Raw genomic sequence first — 18,483 nt, 5'->3', positions numbered from 1 at the left:
CTCCTTACTTCTTCTTCGTTTCCTTGAGGATCACGCGCTCGTCCGCATAGCGGATGCCCTTGCCCTTGTACGGCTCGGGCGGACGGAAGGCGCGAACCTCGGAGGCGATCTGACCGACGCGTTGGCGGTCGGCGCCCGAGATGACGATTTCGGTCTGGGTCGGGGTGGCGACCTTGACGCCCTCGGGCATCTCCTTCACCACCGGGTGCGAGAAACCGATCTGCAGGTTGAGCTTCTGGCCCTGGGCCTGGGCACGGAAGCCCACGCCGACCAGCGTCAGCTTCTTCTCGAAGCTCTTGGCGACGCCGTGGACCATGTTGGCCACCAGCGCACGCATCGTGCCACTCATCGCGTCGGCCGCAGCCGTGTCGTCGACGGGCACGAAGCTCAGCTTGCCGGCTTCGTTCTTGATCGTCACGAGCGGGTTCAGGTCACGCACCAGCGTGCCGTTGGCGCCCTTGACGGTGATCTTGTCGGCCGAGATCGCGACGTCCACGCCTTGCGGGACGGCGACCGGCATCTTTCCTACGCGGGACATGTCGTTCGTCCTTGGGTTAGGCCACGTAGCAGAGGACTTCGCCACCGACACCGGTCTGGCGAGCCTTGCGGTCGGTCATCACGCCCTTGGGGGTCGTGACGATCGCCACGCCCAGGCCGTTCATGACCTGCGGAATCTCGTCGCGGCCCTTGTAGATGCGCAGGCCCGGGCGGCTGACGCGCTCGATGCGCTCGATCACCGGACGGCCGGCGTAGTACTTCAGCGAAATCTCGAGTTCGCTCTTGCCGCTCTCGGCCTTCACGACGAAACCGTCGATGTAGCCTTCGTCCTTCAGGACTTGCGCGATCGCGACCTTGAGCTTCGACGACGGCATCGTGACCACGGCCTTCTCAACGCTTTGGGCGTTGCGAATGCGGGTCAGCATGTCGGCGATGGGATCACTCATGCTCATAAAAAATCTCCTTCGCGGCTACCCGAATCACCAGCTGGCCTTGACCATGCCGGGGATGTCGCCCTTGAAGGCGAGCTCGCGGATCTTGTTGCGGCCCAGGCCGAACATGCGGAACGTGCCGCGCGGACGACCGGTCAGGGCGCAACGGTTGCGCAGACGGGTCGGGTTGGCGTTGCGGGGCAGCTTTTGCAGTTCAAGACGGGCGGCGTAGCGCTCTTCTTCCGAACGCTGCGCGTCGTCGATGATGGCCTTCAGCTCGGCGTACTTCTTGGCGTACTTGGCGACCAGCTTCTCGCGCTTTTCTTCGCGCTGCTTGAGGGACAGTTTGGCCATGGCTTGCCTTCAGTTCTTGAACGGGAACTTGAACGCGGCGAGCAGAGCCTTGCACTCGTCGTCGCTCTTCGCGCTGGTCGTGATGCTGATGTTCAGCCCGCGGATCGCGTCGATCTTGTCGTACTCGATCTCGGGGAAGATGATCTGTTCCTTGACGCCGATGTTGTAGTTGCCACGGCCGTCGAACGCACGGCCGGAGATGCCGCGGAAGTCGCGCACGCGCGGCAGCGCCACCGTCACGAAACGGTCCAGGAATTCATACATGCGCACGCCACGCAGCGTCACCATGCAGCCGATGGGCACGTTTTCGCGGATCTTGAAGCCCGCGATGGCCTTGCGGCTCTTGGTGACGACCGGCTTCTGGCCGGAGATCTTGGTGAGGTCGCCGACGGCGTGGTCCATCACCTTCTTGTCGGCGACGGCCTCGCTCACGCCCATGTTCAGCGTGATCTTCTCGAGGCGCGGAACCTGCATCACCGAGGTGTAGCCGAACTTGGTCATCAGCTCGGGGACGATCTGCTCGCGGTACAGAGCCTGCAGACGCGACGTCGCGGAAGCTTGAGTCTTTGCCATGGTGCTTACGCCTTGATCTCTTCGCCGCTGGACTTGAAGACGCGGGTCTTCTTGTCGCCGTCGATCTTGATGCCGACGCGATCGGCCTTGCCGGTAGCAGCGTTGTAGATGGCGATGTTGGACTGGTGGATCGGCATCGCCTTGTCGATGACGCCGCCGGTCGTGCCCTTCATCGGGTTCGGCTTCACATGCTTCTTGACCATGTTCACGCCGTCGACGATCACGTGGTCGTCGTCGACGCGCTGCGTCACGGTGCCGCGCTTGCCCTTGTCACGGCCGGTCAGCACGATGACCTGGTCGCCTTTACGAATCTTGTTCATGAGTGTCGAACCTCGAATCTGTCGGTCGCGTCAGAGAACTTCCGGCGCCAGCGACACGATCTTCATGAAGCGCTCGCTGCGCAGTTCGCGCGTGACCGGCCCGAAGATGCGGGTACCGATCGGCTCGAGCTTGGCGTTCAGCAGCACCGCGGCGTTGCCGTCAAACTTGATCAGCGAGCCGTCTTGGCGGCGCACGCCCTTGGCGGCGCGAACGACGACGGCCGAATAGACCTCGCCCTTCTTCACACGACCACGCGGCGCGGCTTCCTTGATGCTGACCTTGATGACGTCGCCGATGCCGGCATAGCGCCGCTTGGAGCCGCCGAGCACCTTGATGCACATGACGGACTTGGCACCCGTGTTGTCGGCCACGTCGAGCCGCGATTGCATTTGGATCATTGTTCGTACCCCAACTTCTCCCCGCGCCACCCGATTGCTCGAGTCTTGCCGGTCAGTCTTGGGCCCGTGTCTGGGTAGATCTGGGCTGATCCGAGCCGGAGGCTGATGCCTGGCGCGCCGCGCTTGCGCATACGCTGACATTAGCCGCCATTTCGGCGAAGCTTTGGATTATGCCGGCGTTCCCGCCGGCGCGTCAAGCGCTGTCGCGCTATTTCATTGAAGGACGCCGGAGCGGAGCTGCTGCAGCACCGTCTCGGCATCGCTGACCTCGAACTTGCCCGCCGCCTCGACGGCAAGCGTGTGCACGACGCCGTCGACGACGATCATCGCGTAGCGCGCCGACCGCAGGCCCATGCCGCGCGACGTGAGGTCCAGCGTCAGGCCGGTTGCCCGCGCGAAGTCCGCATTGCCGTCACCCATCATGCGCACACTGCCCTGCACACCGAGCTGACGGCCCCAGGCGCCCATCACGAAGGCGTCGTTGACCGACACGCACCAGACCTCGTCGACGCCGGCGGCGCGCAGCTCTGCCGCCTTGGCGACGTAGCCGGGCACGTGGCGCTCGGAGCAGGTCGGCGTGAACGCGCCGGGGAGCCCGAAGACGACGATCGTCTTGCCGGCCGTGGCCGAGCCGATGTCGACCGCGTTCGGGCCGAGCGCACAGCCTTCTGTGGCGACATCGACGTATTCGTGGAGCTGGCCGGCGGGCAGCCGGTCACCGATCTTCAGCATGGGTCTCCTCCTGGATCTGGCCGGCGCAATGAAAAACGGCCGGCGCCGGAGTATCCGGCGGCGGCCGTTCGCGAGCAGGCGGGCGGGTCTTAGACCAGCTTCGCCTTCTCGATCAGGCGGGTCACGACCCAGCTCTTGGTCTTGCTGATAGGACGCCCTTCGGCGATCTCGACCAGGTCGCCCATCTTGTACTCGCCCTTTTCGTCATGGGCGTGGTACTTGCGCGAGCGCGCCACGATCTTGCCGTAGAGCTCGTGCGCCGCGCGACGCTCGACCAGGACCGTGACGGTCTTGGCGCGCTTGTCGCTGACGACACGGCCGATCAGCGTCCGGGTGTTCTTCTCCGGAGCGGTGGTCTGGGTTTCGCTCATTTCGCGGCCCTCTTCTTCTCGGCCAAAACGGTCTTGGCGCGGGCGATGTCGCGGCGGGTCTTGCCCAGCTGCGAGTTGTTGGTCAGCTGCTGGGTCGCCTTCTGCATGCGCAGGCCGAAATGGGCCTTCAGCAGATCGGAGACTTCCTTCTCCAGCGCCGCGACGTCCTTGGAACGCAGTTCGGATGCCTTCATGTTGCTTCCTTTGGCGTTACAGGCCGACCTGGCGGGCGACGAACGTGCAGCGCAGCGGCAGCTTGGCCGCCGCCAGCGTGAACGCCTCGCGAGCGAGCTGTTCGGGAACGCCGTTGATCTCGTACAGCACCTTGCCCGGCTGGATCTCGGCGACGTAGAACTCGGGGTTGCCCTTGCCGTTACCCATCCGGACTTCCGCCGGCTTCTGCGAAATCGGCTTGTCCGGGAAGATGCGGATGAAGATGCGACCACCCCGCTTGATGTGGCGCGAGATCGCACGGCGAGCCGCTTCGATCTGGCGCGCGGTGATGCGGCCGCGCTCGGTGGCCTTCAGACCGAATTCGCCGAACGAGACGTTGTTGCCCCGCGTGGCGATGCCGGTGTTGCGGCCCTTGTGTTCCTTACGGAACTTGCGACGTGCAGGTTGCAGCATCGTTATTCTCCTTTGGTCTCGCCGCCGGCAGCCGGAGCGCCGGCGCGACGCACGCGCTTGACGGCCGGACCACCCTTGCCGTCACCGGCAGGGGCCGCCGACGGAGCACCGTCGGCACGCGGGCCACGATCGCCACCCGGACGGCCACGGCCGGCACCCGGACGATCACCGCCCGGACGCGGACCACGGCGCGGACGGCGCTCGTCGTCACCTTCGGTCTTCGCCAGCTGCGGCGCTTCGCCGTTGGCCAGGCGGTCGCCGCGGTAGACCCACACCTTGACGCCGATGACGCCGTAGGTGGTCTTGGCTTCGGAGAAGCCGTAGTCGATGTCGGCCTTCAGGGTGTGAAGCGGCACGCGACCTTCGCGGTACCACTCGGTACGCGCGATTTCGATGCCGTTCAGACGACCCGCGGACATGATCTTGATGCCCTGCGCGCCCAGGCGCATCGCGTTCTGCATCGCGCGCTTCATCGCGCGGCGGAACATGATGCGCTTCTCGAGCTGCTGGGTGATCGAGTCGGCGATCAGCTGAGCATCGACTTCGGGCTTGCGCACTTCCTCGATGTTGACCGCGACCGGCACGCCCAGACGCTTGGTCAGCTCGGCCTTCAGGTTCTCGATGTCCTCGCCCTTCTTGCCGATCACGACGCCCGGACGAGCCGAGAAGATCGTGATGCGGGCGTTCTTGGCCGGACGCTCGATCAGGATGCGCGAGACCGCCGCGTTCTTCAGCTTGGTCTTCAGGTAGTCACGAACCTGCAGGTCTTCGGCCAGCATGCCGGCGAAGTTGCGGTTCGTGGCGAACCAGCGCGAGCCCCAGGCCCGCGTGACGCTCAGCCGGAAGCCGGTCGGATGGATTTTTTGTCCCATGTCTTTTCCAGCTCCTCAGTTGCCGACGGTCACGAAGATGTGGCAGGTCGGCTTGCTGATGCGGTTGCCGCGACCCTTCGCACGGGCCGAGAAACGCTTCAGCGTGGCGCCTTGCTCGACGTAGATCGACTTGATCTTCAGTTCGTCGATGTCGGCACCGTCGTTGTGCTCGGCGTTGGCCACCGCCGACTCGACCGCCTTCTTGATGATGACGGCGGCCTTCTTCGGCGTGAACGTGAGGATGTTGATCGCCTGGTCGACCTTCTTGCCGCGGATCATGTCCGCCACCAGCCGACCCTTGTCGGCCGAGAGGCGCACACCGCGGACGATTGCCTTGGTTTCCATGCTCTTCGTCCCCTTAGCGCTTGGCCTTCTTGTCGGCCGGGTGACCCTTGAACAGACGGGTCAGCGCGAATTCGCCGAGCTTGTGGCCGACCATCTGGTCGGTCACGTACACGGGAACGTGCTGCTTGCCGTTGTGCACGGCGACGGTCAGGCCGATGAACTCGGGCAGGATCGTCGAGCGGCGCGACCAGGTCTTGATCGGCTTCTTGTCCTTGTTGGCGGAGGCCTTCTCGACCTTGGCCATCAGGTGGTGGTCCACGAAGGGACCCTTCTTGAGTGAACGTGCCATGTTCTACGGCCTCACTTCTTGCGGCGCGAGACGATCATCGTCTGCGTGCGCTTGTTGCTGCGCGTGCGGTAGCCCTTGGTCAGCGTGTTCCACGGGGACACCTGAGGCTGGCCTTCGCCGGTGCGGCCTTCGCCGCCGCCGTGCGGGTGGTCGACCGGGTTCATGGCAACGCCGCGAACGGTCGGGCGGATGCCCTTCCAGCGGATCGCACCGGCCTTGCCGTACTGGCGAAGGTTGTGCTCTTCGTTGCTGACCTCGCCGATCGTGGCGCGGCAGTCGATGTGGATCTTGCGGACTTCACCCGAGCGCAGGCGGACCTGAGCGTAGATGCCTTCGCGAGCCATCAGCGTGACGCTGGCGCCGGCCGAACGCGCGATCTGCGCGCCCTTGCCCGGCAGCATCTCCACGCAGTGGATCGTCGAACCCACGGGGATGTTGCGGATCGGCAGCGTGTTGCCGGCCTTGATCGGGGCTTCCGCGCCCGACAGCAGCGTGGCACCGGCTTCAACACCGCGCGGGGCGATGATGTAGCGGCGCTCGCCGTCGGCGTAGCACAGCAGCGCGATGTGGGCGGTGCGGTTCGGGTCGTACTCGATGCGTTCGACCTTCGCCGGGATGCCGTCCTTGTTGCGCACGAAGTCAACGACGCGGTAGTGGTGCTTGTGGCCACCACCCTTGTGCCGCATCGTGATGTGGCCGTTGTTGTTGCGGCCCGCGTTCTGCTTCTGCGGCTCGAGCAGCGAAGCTTCCGGCGCACCCTTGTGCAGGTGCTTGTGCACCACCTTCGTCACGCCACGGCGGCCGGGCGACGTCGGCTTGACCTTGATGACAGCCATTACGCGGCCTCCCCGGAGAAGTTGAGCTCCTGGCCCGGCTTCAGCGCGACGTACGCCTTCTTGACGTGGTCGCGACGGCCGATCGTGCGGCCGAAGCGCTTGACCTTGCCCTTCTGCACGGTCGTCGTGACCGAAGCCACCTCGACCTTGAACATCAGCTCCACCGCAGCCTTGATCTCGGGCTTGGTGGCATCACGCAGGACCTTGAACAGGACCTGGTTGTGCTTCTCGGCGACGCTGGTGGCCTTCTCGGAAATGATCGGCGCGACCAGGACCTTGGCCAGGCGGCCTTCGTCGAACTTTTGCGGGGCGCTCATGCGAACATCTCCTTGAGCTGCTCGATCGCGCCCTTGGTCACCAGGACCTTCTTGTAGAAGACCAGCGACAGCGGATCGGCGTAGCGCGGCTCGACGACCAGCACGTTGGCCAGGTTGCGCGAGGCCAGCGCCAGGTTGTCGTCGATCTGGTCGGCGATCACCATCACCGACTCCAGGCCCATGGCCTTGAGCTTCTGGGCCAGCAGCTTGGTCTTGGGCGCGTCGACGGTCAGCGAATCCACCACTGCCAGACGGCCATCACGGGCCAGCTGCGAGAGGATGGACGCCATGCCGGCGCGGTACATCTTCTTGTTGACCTTGTGCGAGAAGTTCTCGTCCGGGCGGTTCGGGAAGATGCGACCACCCCCACGCCACAGCGGCGAGGAGGTCATGCCGGCGCGAGCGCGACCGGTGCCCTTCTGGCGGAACGGCTTCTTCGTCGAGTGCTTGACCTCGCCGCGGTCGAGCTGGGCGCGGGTGCCTTGGCGGGCGTTGGCCTGGTAGGCAACGACGACCTGGTGCACGAGCGCTTCGTTGTAGTCACGCGCGAAGACGGTGTCCGGCGCGTCGACCTTGGCCGTGGCCTGGCCCTGTTCGTTCAGGAGCTCGAGTTGCATCACTGGGCCCCCTTCTTCAGCTTGACCTTGACGGCGGGACGCACGACGACGTGGCCGTTCTTGGCACCCGGCACGGCGCCGCGCACGAGCAGCAGCGAACGCGCTTCGTCCACGCGGACGATGTCCAGGTTCTGGGTGGTGACGGTCTCGTCGCCCATGTGGCCGGTCATCTTCTTGCCCGGGAACACGCGACCCGGGTCCTGCGCCATCGAGATCGAGCCCGGCACGTTGTGCGAACGGCTGTTGCCGTGCGACGCGCGCTGCGAGCCGAAGTTGTGGCGCTTGATGGTGCCGGCGTAGCCCTTGCCGATCGAGGTGCCTTGCACGTCGACCCGCTGGCCCGCGGCAAACAGGCTCACCGGCACGACGGTGCCCGGCTGGTACTGCCCGGCGATCTCGGCGGTGACGCGGAATTCCTTCAGGACTTCGCCCGCTTCGACACCGGCCTTGGCCAGGTGACCCGCTTCGGGCTTGTTGACGCGGCTGGCCTTGCGGGCGCCGAACGCGACTTGCAGCGCGCTGTAGCCATCGGTGGCCACCGTCTTGACTTGCGTGACGCGGTTGTTGGACACGTCGAGCACCGTCACGGGGATGGCATCGCCATCGTCCGTGAAGATGCGCATCATGCCCACCTTGCGGCCCAGCAAGCCGAGCTGTTCGCTCATGCTCATGGTCATTTCTCCAGCGCCCGACTTGGCGGAAGGACGCCTTTGTTCACGATCCCGACAACGATTGGCCGGGGTGATGCCCTGACGGGCCGGCGGGAAACACCCACGCGACCCATGCGGACGAAATCCCCGAGCCCGGCCCGTTGAGGCCGGAGTCGGGGAAAACCGGTGATTGTAGCAGCAGCCGGAGCTGCTGCGCCAGTCCGGTTACTGCAGCTTGATTTCGACGTCGACGCCGGCGGGCAGGTCGAGCTTCATCAGCGCGTCGACCGTCTTGTCGGTCGGGTCGACGATGTCCATCAGGCGCTGATGGGTGCGGATCTCGAACTGGTCGCGGCTGGTCTTGTTGACGTGCGGCGAACGCAGGATGTCGAAGCGCTGCAGACGCGTCGGCAGGGGCACCGGGCCCTTGACGATGGCGCCGGTGCGCTTGGCGGTGTCGACGATCTCGAGGGCCGACTGGTCGATCAGCTTGTAATCGAAGGCCTTCAGGCGGATGCGGATCTTTTGCTTCGTGGACATGGTGTTCCTCTATTCGATGCTTCCTCGCGGCCCCTAGGGCCGCGAGCGCGCAGACGATGACCGAAGGGCGGGACGTTCACGGGTCTCCCGGGAACGTCCCGAAGCCCCCTCGGGGGGCGGCCGTCGCGCGCGCCGTAGCGCGCGCAGCCGGCCGGGGGTCCACGTTTATTCGATGATCTTGGCGACGACGCCGGCGCCGACGGTGCGACCACCTTCACGGATGGCGAAGCGCAGGCCTTCTTCCATCGCGATCGGGGCGATCAGCTTCACCGTGATCGACACGTTGTCCCCCGGCATCACCATTTCCTTGTCCTTCGGCAGCTCCACCGCGCCCGTCACGTCCGTCGTGCGGAAGTAGAACTGCGGGCGGTAGTTGTTGAAGAACGGCGTGTGACGGCCGCCTTCTTCCTTGCTCAGGACGTAGATCTCGGCCGTGAAGTGCGTGTGCGGCTTGACCGAACCCGGCTTGCACAGCACCTGACCACGTTCGACTTCCTCGCGCTTCGTGCCGCGCAGCAGGATGCCGACGTTGTCACCGGCCTGGCCTTGGTCCAGCAGCTTGCGGAACATTTCCACGCCCGTGCAGGTCGTCTTGACCGTCGGACGGATGCCGACGATTTCGATTTCTTCGCCGACCTTGATCACGCCACGCTCGACACGGCCCGTCACCACGGTGCCGCGGCCCGAGATCGAGAACACGTCTTCGACCGGCATCAGGAACGTGCCGTCCACCGCGCGTTCCGGCGTCGGGATGTAGCTGTCCAGCGCGTCGGCCAGACGGAAGATGGCCTGTTCGCCCAGGTCACCCTTGTCGCCTTCGATCGCCAGCTTCGCCGAACCCTTGATGATCGGGGTGTCGTCGCCCGGGAAGTCGTACTTGCTCAGCAGTTCGCGAACTTCCATCTCGACGAGCTCGAGCAGCTCGGCGTCGTCGACCATGTCGCACTTGTTCAGGAACACGATGATGTACGGCACACCGACCTGACGGGCCAGCAGGATGTGCTCGCGCGTCTGCGGCATCGGGCCGTCAGCGGCCGAGCACACCAGAATCGCGCCGTCCATCTGCGCCGCGCCCGTGATCATGTTCTTCACGTAGTCGGCGTGCCCCGGGCAGTCGACGTGCGCGTAGTGGCGGCTCGCCGTCTCGTACTCGACGTGCGCCGTGTTGATCGTGATGCCGCGCGCCTTCTCTTCCGGCGCCGCGTCGATCTGGTCGTACGCCTTCGCTTCACCGCCGAACTTCGCCGCCAGGATCGTCGTGATCGCCGCCGTCAGCGTCGTCTTGCCGTGGTCGACGTGCCCGATCGTGCCCACGTTCACGTGCGGCTTCGTGCGTTCGAACTTACCCTTTGCCATTCTTCGTATCTCCAGAGAAAGAGCAGAGCCCGTGGAGGTTTAAGGTCTCGCACCACGCGCCGGCCACGGGCAGCCGGCGCCTCGAGGGCACGAGACCGCGGGGCGCTTGCCCCGCGTGATGAACGATCAGTTCTTGCCGCGAGCGGTGACGATCGCGTCGGCGACGTTCTTCGGAGCTTCGCTGTAGTGCTTGAACTCCATCGTGTACGTCGCACGGCCCTGCGACATCGAGCGCAGCGTCGTCGAGTAGCCGAACATCTCCGACAGCGGCACCTCGGCCTTGATGATCTTGCCGCCGCCAGGCATGTCGTCCATGCCCTGCACCATGCCGCGGCGGGACGACAGGTCGCCCATCACCGAGCCGGCGTAGTCTTCCGGCGTCTCGACTTCCACGGCCATCATCGGCTCGAGGATGACCGGGCTGGCCTTGCGGCAGGCTTCCTTGAAGCCGATCGACGCGGCCATCTTGAACGCGTTTTCCGACGAGTCCACCTCGTGGTACGAGCCGAAGGTCAGCGTGACCTTGACGTCGACCACAGGGTAGCCGGCCAGCACGCCGTTGGGCAGCGTGTCTTCGACACCCTTCTGCACCGCCGGGATGTACTCGCGCGGCACGACGCCGCCCTTGATCGCGTCGACGAATTGGAAGCCCTTGCCCGGCTCGTTCGGCTCGACCGTGAAGACGACGTGGCCGTACTGGCCCTTGCCGCCCGACTGACGCACGAACTTGCCTTCGACGTCGGTCGCGGTCTTGCGGATCGTTTCGCGATACGCGACCTGCGGCTTGCCGACGTTGGCCTCGACGCCGAACTCGCGCTTCATGCGGTCGACGATGATTTCCAGGTGCAGCTCGCCCATGCCGGAAATGATGGTCTGGCCGGACTCTTCGTCGGTGCGCATGCGGAAGGACGGATCCTCGGCCGCCAGGCGACCCAGCGCGATGCCCATCTTTTCCTGGTCGCTCTTGGTCTTGGGCTCGACGGCCTGCGAGATCACGGGCTCGGGGAAAATCATCTTCTCGAGCGTGATCACGCTTTCCGGATCGCACAGCGTTTCGCCGGTCGTGACGTCCTTCAGGCCCACGCAGGCGGCGATGTCGCCGGCCAGGATTTCCTTGATTTCTTCACGCTGGTTGGCGTGCATCTGCAGGATCCGGCCGATGCGTTCCTTCTTGCCGCGGATCGGGTTGTAGACCGAGTCGCCGCTCTTCAGGATGCCCGAGTACACGCGCACGAAGGTCAGCTGGCCGACATACGGGTCGGTCATCAGCTTGAACGCCAGCGCCGAGAACTTCTCGTTGTCGTCGGCCTTGCGCGAAGCGGGCTGCTCGTCTTCATCCGTGCCGGTGACCGGCGGGATGTCCACCGGCGAGGGCAGGAACTCGATGACGGCGTCGAGCATGCGTTGCACGCCCTTGTTCTTGAACGCGGTGCCGCAGAGCATCGGCTGGATCTCGGTGGCGATCGTGCGCAGGCGCAGGCCGTGCTTGATCTCCTCTTCCGAGAGCTCGCCTTCCTCGAGGTACTTGTTCATCAAGTCCTCGGAGGCTTCGGCAGCGGCCTCGATCATGTTGTCGCGCCACTTCTGGCACTCGGCGGCGAGCTCGGCCGGGATCTCTTCGTAGTTGAACTTCATCCCCTGGGACGCTTCGTCCCAGATGATGGCCTTCATCTTGAAGAGGTCCACGACGCCCTTGAAGTTCTCTTCGGCGCCGATGGGCACCACGATGGGCACCGGGTTGGCCTTCAGGCGCGTCTTCATCTGGTCATAGACCTTGAAGAAGTTCGCACCGGTGCGGTCCATCTTGTTGACGAACGCGAGGCGCGGCACCTTGTACTTGTTGGCCTGGCGCCAGACGGTCTCGGACTGCGGCTGCACGCCGCCGACCGCGCAGTACACCATGCACGCACCGTCGAGCACGCGCATCGAGCGCTCGACTTCGATCGTGAAGTCGACGTGCCCCGGGGTGTCGATGATGTTGAAGCGGTGCTCCGGGAAGGACAGATCCATGCCCTTCCAGAAGCAGGTCGTGGCCGCGGAGGTGATCGTGATCCCGCGCTCCTGCTCCTGCTCCATCCAGTCCATCGTCGCGGCGCCGTCGTGCACCTCGCCGATCTTGTGGTTCACACCCGTGTAGAACAGGATGCGTTCGGTCGTGGTGGTCTTGCCGGCATCGATGTGCGCCGAAATACCGATGTTGCGGTAGCGCTCGATGGGGGTCTTGCGGGCCATGATCAAATCTCCAAATGCAGGGCCGCCTGGGGGCTGCGCTCAGCCCGCCGAGGCGGCCGTCAGGCAGGGGGTCAGAAGCGGAAGTGCGAGAACGCCTTGTTCGCTTCGGCCATGCGGTGGACTTCGTCGCGCTTCTTCATCGCGCCGCCACGGCCTTCGGCCGCTTCCAGCAGCTCGTTGGCCAGGCGTGCAGCCATCGACTTCTCACCGCGCTTGCGCGCCGATTCCTTCAGCCAGCGCATGGCCAGGGCCTGCCGACGAACGGGACGAACTTCCACGGGAACTTGGTAGTTCGCACCGCCGACGCGGCGGGACTTCACCTCGACCATCGGCTTGATGTTGTTCAGCGCAACGAGGAAGACTTCCAGCGGATCCTTGCCGGCCTTCTTTTCGACCTGCTCGAGGGCACCGTAGATGATGCGCTCGGCGACGGCCTTCTTGCCCGATTCCATGATGACGTTCATGAACTTGGACAGGTCGACGGACCCGAACTTCGGATCCGGCAGGATTTCGCGCTTGGGGACTTCGCGACGACGTGGCATGGGACTCTTCCTTTTCGATTCAGTTGGCGCAGGCTCTTCGACCGCACCGCGAAGGGTCATCGAGGCCCTTCACTTACTCGACCCGCAAGCGGCGGGCCTCACGCTCGGCCACCCCTGAGGGCAGCACCGCCTGATCAGGCCTTCTTCGGGCGCTTCGCGCCGTACTTCGAACGAGACTGCTTGCGATCCTTGACGCCTTGCAGGTCGAGCGAGCCGCGCACGATGTGGTAGCGCACGCCCGGCAGATCCTTCACACGGCCGCCGCGCACGAGCACGACGCTGTGTTCCTGCAGGTTGTGGCCTTCACCGCCGATGTACGAGATGACCTCGAAACCGTTGGTCAGACGCACCTTGGCGACCTTACGAAGCGCGGAGTTCGGCTTCTTCGGCGTGGTGGTGTAAACGCGGGTGCAGACGCCACGACGTTGCGGGCAGTTCTGCATCGCAGGGGACTTGCTCTTCGTGACCTCGGCCTGGCGGCCTTGGCGAACGAGCTGGTTGATGGTGGGCATAGGTAACTTGTTCCCGTTTGAAGCTACACGTAATTTTCGGGAAACCGCCCCGCCCGGGGGCCGTCGCGCCAAAGCCCGGGCGCCCCATGGGACCCCGGGCTGACGCCGGCGCCACAAAGCTCCACCCCAGGGGAATCGAGCTCGGGCGACAGGCAAAGTCTGCCGAAAAGCCTTCCATTATAGTCAGCGGTTTCGGTCAGCGGCAAGTCAGCACCATGGATGAAGGCGCGGGAGGCGCGACGGCACTCGTTCTGGACACGAACGTCGTGTTGGACTGGCTGGTGTTCGACGACCCTGCGACGCGGCCGCTGGCCGCCGCGCTTGATGCCGGACGCCTGCGCTGGATCGCTACCGAGCCGATGCTCGCCGAACTGCTGCACGTGCTGCAGCGCCCTGAGCTCGACCGCTGGCGCCCGGCCTGCGAGGCGGCGCGAGAGCGCGTCGCCGCCGCAGGCTGCCGCGTCGAGATGCCGCCGGCGCGCGGTCGTGCGCCGGTCTGCCGCGACGCGGCCGACCAGATGTTCATCGACCTGGCGCTCGCCTGGGGCGCGCCGTGGCTGCTGACTCGAGACAAGGCGCTGCTGCAGCTCGCGCGCGCGGCGCGCGGCGCCGGCACGACGGTGTGCACGCCGGCGCGCTGGGCGCCGGCGCCCTGAGCGTCGGCCCGCCCTCGCCCGCCGGGGCGGCGGCCCGACAAAGAAAAAGGGCAGCCGAAGCTGCCCTTTGACGCTGGAGGCGCCGCCGATCACTCGGCCGCGTTGTCCCCCGCTTCGCTGGCCGCGTCGACGCCAGCCAGTTGCACCGCCGCCAGTTCCTCGGCTTCCTGCATCGCGATGGCGCGACGCTCGCTCTCGTCGAGGGCTTCCTTGGCCTTGCGCGCGGCGTGGAACGCCATGCCGGTACCCGCCGGGATCAGGCGGCCGACGATGACGTTCTCCTTCAGGCCGCGCAGCTCGTCGCGCTTGCCCATGATCGCCGCCTCGGTCAGCACGCGGGTGGTCTCCTGGAAGGAGGCCGCGGAGATGAACGAGTCGGTCGACAGGCTGGCCTTGGTGATGCCCAGCAGCACGTCGGCGTGCGTCGCCGGGATCTTGCCCTCGGCGCGCATGCGGTCGTTGGTGTCCAGCAGCTCCGAACGCTCGACCTGCTCGCCGGCGATGTAGCCGGTGTCGCCCGAGTTGACGATCTGCACGCGGCGCAGCATCTGGCGAACGATCACCTCGATGTGCTTGTCGTTGATCTTCACGCCCTGCAGACGGTAGACGTCCTGGACCTCGTCGACGATGTAGCGCGCCAGTTCCTCGATGCCCAGCAGGCGCAGGATGTCCTGCGGATCCGCCGCGCCGTCGACGATCAGCTCGCCGCGGTTCACGACCTGGCCTTCGTGCACCAGGATGTTCTTTTCCTTGGGCACCAGCTCTTCGTAGACCTTGCCATCCGGATCGGTGATCTGCAGGCGAACCTTGCCCTTGGTCTCCTTGCCGAACGACACCGTGCCGGTGATCTCGGCCAGCGTGCCGACGTCCTTCGGCGAGCGGGCTTCGAACAGCTCGGCCACCCGCGGCAGACCGCCGGTGATGTCGCGCGTCTTCTGGCCTTCCATCGGGATACGCGCCAGCACTTCGCCCGGCATCAGGTCCTGACCGTCGCGCACCTGGATCAGCGCGCCGACCGGGAAGCCGATCGTCACCGCGTGATCCGTGCCCGGGATCTTGACCTCGATGCCCTGCGCGTCCAGCAGCTTGACCTGCGGGCGCACGACCTTGGCCGCGCCGCGACGCTTCGGGTCGATGACGACCAGCGTCGACAGGCCGGTGACTTCGTCGACCTGCTTGGCGACGGTGACACCTTCCTCGACGTTCTCGAAGCGCGCCTTGCCGGCGAACTCGGTGATGATCGGGCGGGTCAGCGGGTCCCAGTTGGCCAGCACGGTGCCGGCCTTGACGGTCTGGTCGGGCTTGATGTTGAGCGTCGCGCCGTACGGCAGCTTGTGGCGCTCGCGCTCGCGGCCGTGCGGGTCGGAGATGATGATCTCGCCCGAACGCGCGATGACGACGAGTTCGCCCTTGCCGTTGGTCACGTAGCGCATCGTGCTGTTGAAGCCGATGATGCCGTCGGACTTGGCCTCGACGCTCGAAGCGACCGCCGCGCGCGACGCCGCACCGCCGATGTGGAAGGTCCGCATCGTCAGCTGCGTGCCCGGCTCGCCGATCGACTGCGCGGCGATGACACCCACCGCCTCGCCGACGTTGACCAGGCCACCACGGCCCAGGTCGCGGCCGTAGCACTTGGCGCACAGGCCGGAGCGCGTGCCGCAGGTCAGCGGCGTGCGCACCTTGACCTCGTCGACGCCGGCGGCTTCGAGCTTGTCCAGCGCGTCTTCGTCGAGCATCTCGCCGGCGCCCAGCAGCGTTTCCTGGGTCTCGGGGTGCACGACTTCGGTCGCGGTGACGCGGCCCAGCACGCGGTCGCGCAGCGACTCGATGACTTCACCGCCTTCGACCAGGGCGCGCATGCCCAGGCCGTTCTGCGTGCCGCAATCGTCTTCGGTGACGACCAGATCCTGGGTCACGTCGACCAGACGGCGCGTCAGGTAGCCGGAGTTCGCGGTCTTCAGCGCCGTATCCGCCAGGCCCTTACGGGCACCGTGGGTGGAGATGAAGTACTGCAGAACGTTCAGGCCTTCGCGGAAGTTCGCCGTGATCGGCGTCTCGATGATCGAGCCGTCCGGCTTGGCCATCAGGCCGCGCATGCCGGCGAGCTGGCGGATCTGCGCCGCGGAGCCCCGCGCCCCGGAGTCGGCCATCATGTAGATGGAGTTGAACGACTCCTGGTCGACTTCCTTGCCGTGGCGGTCGATGGTCTTCTGCTTGGACAGCTGCGACATCATGACCTTGCCGACTTCGTCGCCGGTCTTGCCCCAGATGTCGACCACCTTGTTGTAGCGCTCGCCGGCGGTCACGAGACCCGAGACGTACTGCTGCTCGATCTCCTTGACTTCCTTCTCGGCGCGCAGGATCAGGTCGTGCTTCTGCGGCGGCACCAGCATGTCGTCGATGGCGATCGAGATGCCGGCGCGCGTGGCCAGACGGAAGCCGCTTTGCAGCAGCTTGTCGGCGAAGACCACCGTCTCCTTCAGCCCGCACTTGCGGAAGCTGACGTTGATGAGACGCGAGATCTCCTTCTTCTTCAGCGCCTTGTTCAGGTTCGAGAACGGCAGGCCCTTGGGCAGGATCTGCGACAGCAGCGCACGGCCGACGGTGGTCTCGACGAGCTTGGTCTCGGGCACGAACTCGCCCGTGACCTTGTCCTTGAGCCACTCGGTCAGGCGGACGTTGATCTTGGCGGTGATCTCGACGACGCCGTTGTCCAGCGCGCGCTGCAGCTCCATCAGGTCGGCGAAGATCATGCCTTCGCCCTTGCCGTTGGTGCGCTCGCGGGTCGCGTAGTACAGACCCAGCACCACGTCCTGCGACGGCACGATCGACGGTTCGCCGTTGGCCGGGAACAGCACGTTGTTGGAGGCCAGCATCAGCGTGCGGGCTTCCATCTGCGCTTCGATCGACAGCGGCACGTGAACGGCCATCTGGTCACCGTCGAAGTCGGCGTTGAACGCCGAGCAGACCAGCGGGTGCAGCTGGATCGCCTTGCCTTCGATGAGCACCGGCTCGAACGCCTGGATGCCCAGGCGGTGCAGCGTCGGGGCGCGGTTCAGCAGGATCGGGTGTTCCTTGATCACCTCTTCCAGGATGTCCCACACCACCGGCGTGCCGGCTTCGACTTCCTTCTTGGCGGCCTTGATCGTCGTGGCGATGCCCATCGCCTCGAGACGGCTGAAGATGAACGGCTTGAACAGCTCGATCGCCATCAGCTTGGGCAGGCCGCACTGGTGCAGCTTGAGCGTCGGGCCGACGACGATGACCGAACGGCCGGAGTAGTCGACGCGCTTGCCCAGCAGGTTCTGGCGGAAGCGGCCGCTCTTGCCCTTGATCATGTCGGCCAGCGACTTCAGCGCGCGCTTGTTCGCGCCGGTCATCGCCTTGCCGCGGCGGCCGTTGTCCAGCAGCGAGTCGACCGCTTCCTGGAGCATCCGCTTTTCGTTGCGGACGATGATCTCCGGCGCCTTCAGCTCGAGCAGGCGGGCCAGGCGGTTGTTGCGGTTGATGACGCGGCGGTACAGGTCGTTCAGGTCCGACGTCGCGAAGCGGCCGCCGTCCAGCGGCACCAGCGGACGCAGGTCCGGCGGCAGCACCGGCAGGACCTCGAGGATCATCCAGTGCGGCTTGATGCCCGACTTCTTGAAGGCCTCCATCACCTTCAGGCGCTTGGAGTTCTTCTTGATCTTCAGCTCCGACCCGGTCATGTCGTTGCGGAGCTTGTCGATCTCGACGTCGAGGTCCATCTCCTCGAGCAGCTTCTTGATGCCCTCGGCACCCATCAGCGCGATGAACTCGTCACCGTACTCGACGCGCTTGGCCTCGTAGTCGTCCTCGCTCATGATCGAGAACTTCTTCAGCGGCGTCATGCCCGGGTCGACGACGACGTAGGCTTCGAAGTACAGCACGCGCTCGATGTCGCGCAGCGTCATGTCGAGCACCAGGCCCAGACGCGACGGCAGCGACTTCAGGAACCAGATGTGCGCGCAGGGCGCGGCCAGGTCGATGTGACCCATGCGCTCGCGGCGCACCTTGGTCTGCGTGACTTCGACGCCGCACTTCTCGCAGATGACGCCGCGGTGCTTCAGGCGCTTGTACTTGCCGCACAGGCACTCGTAGTCCTTGATCGGGCCGAAGATCTTGGCGCAGAACAGGCCGTCACGTTCGGGCTTGAAGGTGCGGTAGTTGATCGTCTCGGGCTTCTTCACCTCGCCGAACGACCACGAGCGGATCTTCTCGGGGCTGGCGAGCCCGATCTTGATCGCGTCGAAGTGTTCGTCGGGCGTGAACTGCTTGAAAAGGTCGAGTAGTCCCTTCATGGGGTTCTCCTAGATCCTGGTGTCGATAAGAACGAAATTGATCGAGCGGACGCCGCGGGCCCGGCTTGGCCGGGCCGCAGGCGTCGCCCCCTGGG

Annotated in this window: 24 protein-coding genes; 1 reads left to right on the top strand and 23 read right to left on the bottom strand. The window is 65.5% G+C overall.

The window, feature by feature from the left end; all coding sequences use genetic code 11:
• Positions 1 to 4: 4 nt before the first annotated feature.
• The 22 genes from rplF to rpsL form a co-directional block, all read right to left on the bottom strand.
• Positions 5 to 538, bottom strand: a complete 534-nt coding sequence (rplF, locus tag RGE_RS01690) for a 50S ribosomal protein L6 (protein ID WP_014426568.1) — start codon at positions 536 to 538, stop codon at positions 5 to 7.
• Between the two features lie 16 nt (positions 539 to 554).
• Complete coding sequence (gene rpsH, locus RGE_RS01685; RefSeq protein WP_014426567.1) at positions 555 to 950, bottom strand: 30S ribosomal protein S8; 396 nt, start codon at positions 948 to 950, stop codon at positions 555 to 557.
• A 27-nt stretch (positions 951 to 977) separates the two neighbouring features.
• Positions 978 to 1,283 (bottom strand): 30S ribosomal protein S14, encoded by a 306-nt coding sequence (gene rpsN / locus RGE_RS01680; RefSeq protein WP_009855672.1) that lies wholly within the window; start codon positions 1,281 to 1,283, stop codon positions 978 to 980.
• Between the two features lie 9 nt (positions 1,284 to 1,292).
• On the bottom strand, positions 1,293 to 1,856 hold the full coding sequence (gene rplE, locus RGE_RS01675; protein ID WP_014426566.1) for a 50S ribosomal protein L5: 564 nt from the start codon (positions 1,854 to 1,856) through the stop codon (positions 1,293 to 1,295).
• A gap of 5 nt (positions 1,857 to 1,861) precedes the next feature.
• The gene (gene rplX, locus RGE_RS01670; protein ID WP_009855670.1) at positions 1,862 to 2,176 is read right to left on the bottom strand and encodes a 50S ribosomal protein L24; all 315 of its coding nucleotides are present in this window, start codon (positions 2,174 to 2,176) and stop codon (positions 1,862 to 1,864) included.
• A gap of 30 nt (positions 2,177 to 2,206) precedes the next feature.
• Positions 2,207 to 2,575 carry a 50S ribosomal protein L14 gene (rplN, locus tag RGE_RS01665; RefSeq protein WP_014426565.1) on the bottom strand — a complete coding sequence of 123 codons (369 nt, stop codon included), beginning with the start codon at positions 2,573 to 2,575 and terminating at the stop codon, positions 2,207 to 2,209.
• A gap of 213 nt (positions 2,576 to 2,788) precedes the next feature.
• Positions 2,789 to 3,307 (bottom strand): peroxiredoxin, encoded by a 519-nt coding sequence (locus RGE_RS01660; protein WP_014426564.1) that lies wholly within the window; start codon positions 3,305 to 3,307, stop codon positions 2,789 to 2,791.
• An 89-nt stretch (positions 3,308 to 3,396) separates the two neighbouring features.
• The gene (rpsQ, locus tag RGE_RS01655) at positions 3,397 to 3,678 is read right to left on the bottom strand and encodes a 30S ribosomal protein S17 (RefSeq protein WP_014426563.1); all 282 of its coding nucleotides are present in this window, start codon (positions 3,676 to 3,678) and stop codon (positions 3,397 to 3,399) included.
• Complete coding sequence (gene rpmC / locus RGE_RS01650) at positions 3,675 to 3,872, bottom strand: 50S ribosomal protein L29 (RefSeq protein WP_014426562.1); 198 nt, start codon at positions 3,870 to 3,872, stop codon at positions 3,675 to 3,677. Before rpmC ends, rpsQ begins: the two co-directional genes overlap by 4 nt.
• 16 nt (positions 3,873 to 3,888) lie before the next feature.
• Complete coding sequence (gene rplP / locus RGE_RS01645) at positions 3,889 to 4,305, bottom strand: 50S ribosomal protein L16 (protein WP_009855665.1); 417 nt, start codon at positions 4,303 to 4,305, stop codon at positions 3,889 to 3,891.
• A 2-nt stretch (positions 4,306 to 4,307) separates the two neighbouring features.
• Positions 4,308 to 5,177: a 30S ribosomal protein S3 gene (gene rpsC / locus RGE_RS01640; RefSeq protein ID WP_014426561.1), complete on the bottom strand. Its 870-nt coding sequence runs from the start codon at positions 5,175 to 5,177 to the stop codon at positions 4,308 to 4,310.
• Positions 5,178 to 5,192: 15 nt separating this feature from the next.
• Entirely contained in the window at positions 5,193 to 5,522 is a 330-nt protein-coding gene (gene rplV, locus RGE_RS01635) for a 50S ribosomal protein L22 (protein WP_009855663.1), read from the bottom strand.
• Positions 5,523 to 5,535: 13 nt separating this feature from the next.
• A complete protein-coding gene (rpsS, locus tag RGE_RS01630; protein WP_009855662.1) occupies positions 5,536 to 5,811 on the bottom strand; it encodes a 30S ribosomal protein S19 in 276 nt (91 codons plus the stop codon).
• Between the two features lie 11 nt (positions 5,812 to 5,822).
• Positions 5,823 to 6,647 (bottom strand): 50S ribosomal protein L2, encoded by an 825-nt coding sequence (rplB, locus tag RGE_RS01625; RefSeq protein WP_014426560.1) that lies wholly within the window; start codon positions 6,645 to 6,647, stop codon positions 5,823 to 5,825.
• Positions 6,647 to 6,964: a 50S ribosomal protein L23 gene (rplW, locus tag RGE_RS01620; RefSeq protein ID WP_009855660.1), complete on the bottom strand. Its 318-nt coding sequence runs from the start codon at positions 6,962 to 6,964 to the stop codon at positions 6,647 to 6,649. Before rplW ends, rplB begins: the two co-directional genes overlap by 1 nt.
• Positions 6,961 to 7,581 carry a 50S ribosomal protein L4 gene (gene rplD / locus RGE_RS01615; RefSeq protein ID WP_009855659.1) on the bottom strand — a complete coding sequence of 207 codons (621 nt, stop codon included), beginning with the start codon at positions 7,579 to 7,581 and terminating at the stop codon, positions 6,961 to 6,963. The genes rplW and rplD overlap by 4 nt, the downstream gene beginning before the upstream one ends.
• Positions 7,581 to 8,252: a 50S ribosomal protein L3 gene (rplC, locus tag RGE_RS01610; protein WP_014426559.1), complete on the bottom strand. Its 672-nt coding sequence runs from the start codon at positions 8,250 to 8,252 to the stop codon at positions 7,581 to 7,583. Before rplC ends, rplD begins: the two co-directional genes overlap by 1 nt.
• 204 nt (positions 8,253 to 8,456) lie before the next feature.
• On the bottom strand, positions 8,457 to 8,771 hold the full coding sequence (gene rpsJ, locus RGE_RS01605) for a 30S ribosomal protein S10 (protein ID WP_009855657.1): 315 nt from the start codon (positions 8,769 to 8,771) through the stop codon (positions 8,457 to 8,459).
• A gap of 165 nt (positions 8,772 to 8,936) precedes the next feature.
• The gene (tuf, locus tag RGE_RS01600; protein ID WP_014426547.1) at positions 8,937 to 10,127 is read right to left on the bottom strand and encodes an elongation factor Tu; all 1,191 of its coding nucleotides are present in this window, start codon (positions 10,125 to 10,127) and stop codon (positions 8,937 to 8,939) included.
• Positions 10,128 to 10,253: 126 nt separating this feature from the next.
• Complete coding sequence (gene fusA, locus RGE_RS01595; protein WP_014426558.1) at positions 10,254 to 12,359, bottom strand: elongation factor G; 2,106 nt, start codon at positions 12,357 to 12,359, stop codon at positions 10,254 to 10,256.
• A gap of 71 nt (positions 12,360 to 12,430) precedes the next feature.
• A complete protein-coding gene (rpsG, locus tag RGE_RS01590) occupies positions 12,431 to 12,901 on the bottom strand; it encodes a 30S ribosomal protein S7 (protein ID WP_014426557.1) in 471 nt (156 codons plus the stop codon).
• Between the two features lie 134 nt (positions 12,902 to 13,035).
• Complete coding sequence (rpsL, locus tag RGE_RS01585) at positions 13,036 to 13,413, bottom strand: 30S ribosomal protein S12 (protein WP_009855881.1); 378 nt, start codon at positions 13,411 to 13,413, stop codon at positions 13,036 to 13,038.
• Positions 13,414 to 13,628: 215 nt separating this feature from the next.
• On the opposite strand from rpsL, the gene RGE_RS01580 reads away from it, so the two are divergent.
• Positions 13,629 to 14,069 carry a putative toxin-antitoxin system toxin component, PIN family gene (locus RGE_RS01580; RefSeq protein ID WP_014426555.1) on the top strand — a complete coding sequence of 147 codons (441 nt, stop codon included), beginning with the start codon at positions 13,629 to 13,631 and terminating at the stop codon, positions 14,067 to 14,069.
• An 89-nt stretch (positions 14,070 to 14,158) separates the two neighbouring features.
• Here RGE_RS01580 and rpoC read toward each other — a convergent pair whose 3' ends face one another.
• A complete protein-coding gene (rpoC, locus tag RGE_RS01575) occupies positions 14,159 to 18,388 on the bottom strand; it encodes a DNA-directed RNA polymerase subunit beta' (protein WP_014426554.1) in 4,230 nt (1,409 codons plus the stop codon).
• Positions 18,389 to 18,483 lie beyond the last annotated feature (95 nt).

Source organism: Rubrivivax gelatinosus IL144, from assembly GCF_000284255.1.
GTDB lineage: Bacteria > Pseudomonadota > Gammaproteobacteria > Burkholderiales > Burkholderiaceae_C > Rubrivivax > Rubrivivax gelatinosus_A.
The sequence above is the reverse complement of the archived record's forward strand: the minus strand, read 5'-3'. Positions and strand labels throughout refer to the sequence as shown.